This is a genomic window from Alteromonas sp. BMJM2 (assembly GCF_027257845.1).
Classification (GTDB): domain Bacteria; phylum Pseudomonadota; class Gammaproteobacteria; order Enterobacterales; family Alteromonadaceae; genus Alteromonas.
Genome location: NZ_JAPVOT010000048.1, coordinates 1 through 2,102, shown reverse-complemented (window position 1 = coordinate 2,102; position 2,102 = coordinate 1). Strand labels below are relative to the sequence as shown.

The 2,102-nt window shown below is 42.9% G+C and carries 3 protein-coding genes; all 3 read left to right on the top strand.

The annotated features are described in order from the left end of the window. The first annotated feature begins 140 nt into the window (after window positions 1-140). The 3 genes from O9X84_RS19425 to O9X84_RS19415 all read left to right on the top strand — a co-directional run bounded on the left by O9X84_RS19425 (window position 141) and on the right by O9X84_RS19415 (window position 1,880). The gene (locus tag O9X84_RS19425) at window positions 141-617 is read left to right on the top strand and encodes a hypothetical protein (RefSeq protein WP_269521304.1); all 477 of its coding nucleotides are present in this window, start codon (window positions 141-143) and stop codon (window positions 615-617) included. A gap of 658 nt (window positions 618-1,275) precedes the next feature. Beyond that, window positions 1,276-1,518, top strand: a complete 243-nt coding sequence (locus tag O9X84_RS19420; protein WP_269521303.1) for a hypothetical protein — start codon at window positions 1,276-1,278, stop codon at window positions 1,516-1,518. 29 nt (window positions 1,519-1,547) lie between these two features. Next, complete coding sequence (locus O9X84_RS19415; RefSeq protein WP_269521302.1) at window positions 1,548-1,880, top strand: hypothetical protein; 333 nt, start codon at window positions 1,548-1,550, stop codon at window positions 1,878-1,880. Window positions 1,881-2,102 lie beyond the last annotated feature (222 nt).

Below are 2,102 nucleotides of genomic sequence, written 5' to 3'. Positions count from 1 at the left end.
GCAGCCTGAGTTAGTTCGTATTCTTGAAAATAAGGTGGCCAAGCATGTGTCGTTGTAACAAACCTAACAAATCCATAAACCGGACATTGGCAAGAACGGCCAACGCCGGTTATGGAAGGTGTTATACGTCAAGGTAGACTATGTATATTCTTTCAACAGATTGGGATAGTTCGTGCAACGGCAATGCTGTTGCCGAAGCTCATGCAAAGTACAATGAGTATCTATTGGAAAATAAAGATGCATTTCCAATCTCAGCATATGAATTCGCGACCGCTACTTGGCATCACGATTTCTCTCATCACAAAGCGTTACACGACTCCTGGTTGAGTGACTTTGCTGTAATGGAAACTGGTGATGTTAATTCAAGGACTGTATCCATTCAGCTCGTTTTGTTTGGTGCGTTTCATGATGGACATCTACATATAGAATACTCAAATGTAACCTCTTACCAAATAGGTAGCTCGGCTTCTGGGCATACATCGATCAACCGAGATGAAGTAAGGTTGTCAGAGAGCGGATTGGTTGTGCATGAAATTGTTTGGTGGCAAAGTACTAATTGGACAATAGAGTGCGCTGATATAAACGTAAAGTGGATCCCGTTGGCAAATGACGTATAACAAACGATTTAAGACGGACCAAAACAAGAGCGGTTTTCGCCGCTTAATCGGGTGTTAGAAGGCGTCAGCCTAAACTACGTTTGGCTTAATAAAAAAAACAGTTCAACCACCCTTACCTACTGTTTCAAAAATCGCTCTGGCTTTTGGTGGTTTTAACTTCGCCGCTTCAACTTCATAGGTTGCGCAATAGGCGCTTTATCGCCAAGTTCTTATTCTCAGTCAGCAAGCGCCATTGCGTTTGTTAACTCAAAGGGCGGCTTGCTTCAGTCAAATCAAAAACATCACCGCGCTGTCGTTTTACTTGTTTGTGTTAATAATCAATCGTATGCTGGCTCTATTAGTTTTTAATAAGGCCAAAGGAACGGGCTCTGCTTCTAACAAAGCGCTCAAGTTCACTCCCTTCGGTCGCTGGGACGCTAACACGCGGGCTGACTCACTTCGTTCGGATTTTAGCCCACATGCTAGCGCCCCTTAGCTTAAAGTTAGAAGGCGTCAGCCAAACTGCGTTTGCTTAATTAAATAATCAGTTCAACTACCCTCACCTGTTTTCACCAGCATCGCTCTGGCTTTTGGAAGGTTTAATGTCGCCGCTTTAAATACTGTGGTTGCGCATTAGGCGCTTTATCGCCAAGTTCTTATTTACCGCTAGTAAGCGCCAATGCGTTTGGCAGTTCAAATGGCGGCTTGCTTCAGTCAAATCAAAAACATCACTGCGCTGTCGTTTTACTTGTTTGTGTTAATAATCAATCGTATGCTGGCTTCATTAGTTTTTATTAAGGCCAAAGGGACAGGCTCTGCTTCTAACAAAGCGCTCAAGTTCACTCCCTTCGGTCGCTGGGACGCTAACATGTGGGCTGACTCACTTCGTTCGGATTTTAGCCCACATGCTAGCGCCCCTTAGCTTAAAGTTAGGTACTCAAAAGGAATACTATGAAAACTTTTGTTGTTTCATTCTTGTCTTTTGCAGCAGGCATCGCGGTTATGTTTATACTTCACTTGGAAGATACCGTTAGAGATTCAAAAATCAAAGTAACTCAAGACCTAGAGTCATTTTCGTACATTACTGAAAATCTTAATCAAAATGACCTAGAGGCCGTTTCTCGGTTAAGCTGTAATATGCTAAATGGTGCGATTTTAGCAGCAAATACTATTACAGAAACACCTCATAGAAGCCTTGGCGTCTCCGACGAAAAAAGGTTTATTGCTTTCCAAGAAAAAGCTCAGAAACTTCTAAAAAACGAGGATGTGTGTGCACGTACCTAACAAAAAAATCAAGTCGCTCACTTCGTTCGCTGGGACGCATACAAGCGGGGCGGCTTCGCCATTATGCCCCACATATCTGCGCCCCTTATTTAAAAGTTATGTGCCAAAAGGAATTTGAATGCACAAGAATAATCAACTAATAATCGCTGGCAGTTTAAGCATCTTGGCTGCATTACTCCATATTAGTTGCATTTTCGGCGGTCCTGACTGGTATCTCTTTTT

Coding starts and splice junctions, on each gene's coding strand:
- O9X84_RS19420 (WP_269521303.1), top strand. CDS start 1,276: ATGCGTTTGGCAGTTCAAATGGCGGCTTGCTTCAGTCAAATCAAAAAC.
- O9X84_RS19425 (WP_269521304.1), top strand. CDS start 141: ATGTATATTCTTTCAACAGATTGGGATAGTTCGTGCAACGGCAATGCT.
- O9X84_RS19415 (WP_269521302.1), top strand. CDS start 1,548: ATGAAAACTTTTGTTGTTTCATTCTTGTCTTTTGCAGCAGGCATCGCG.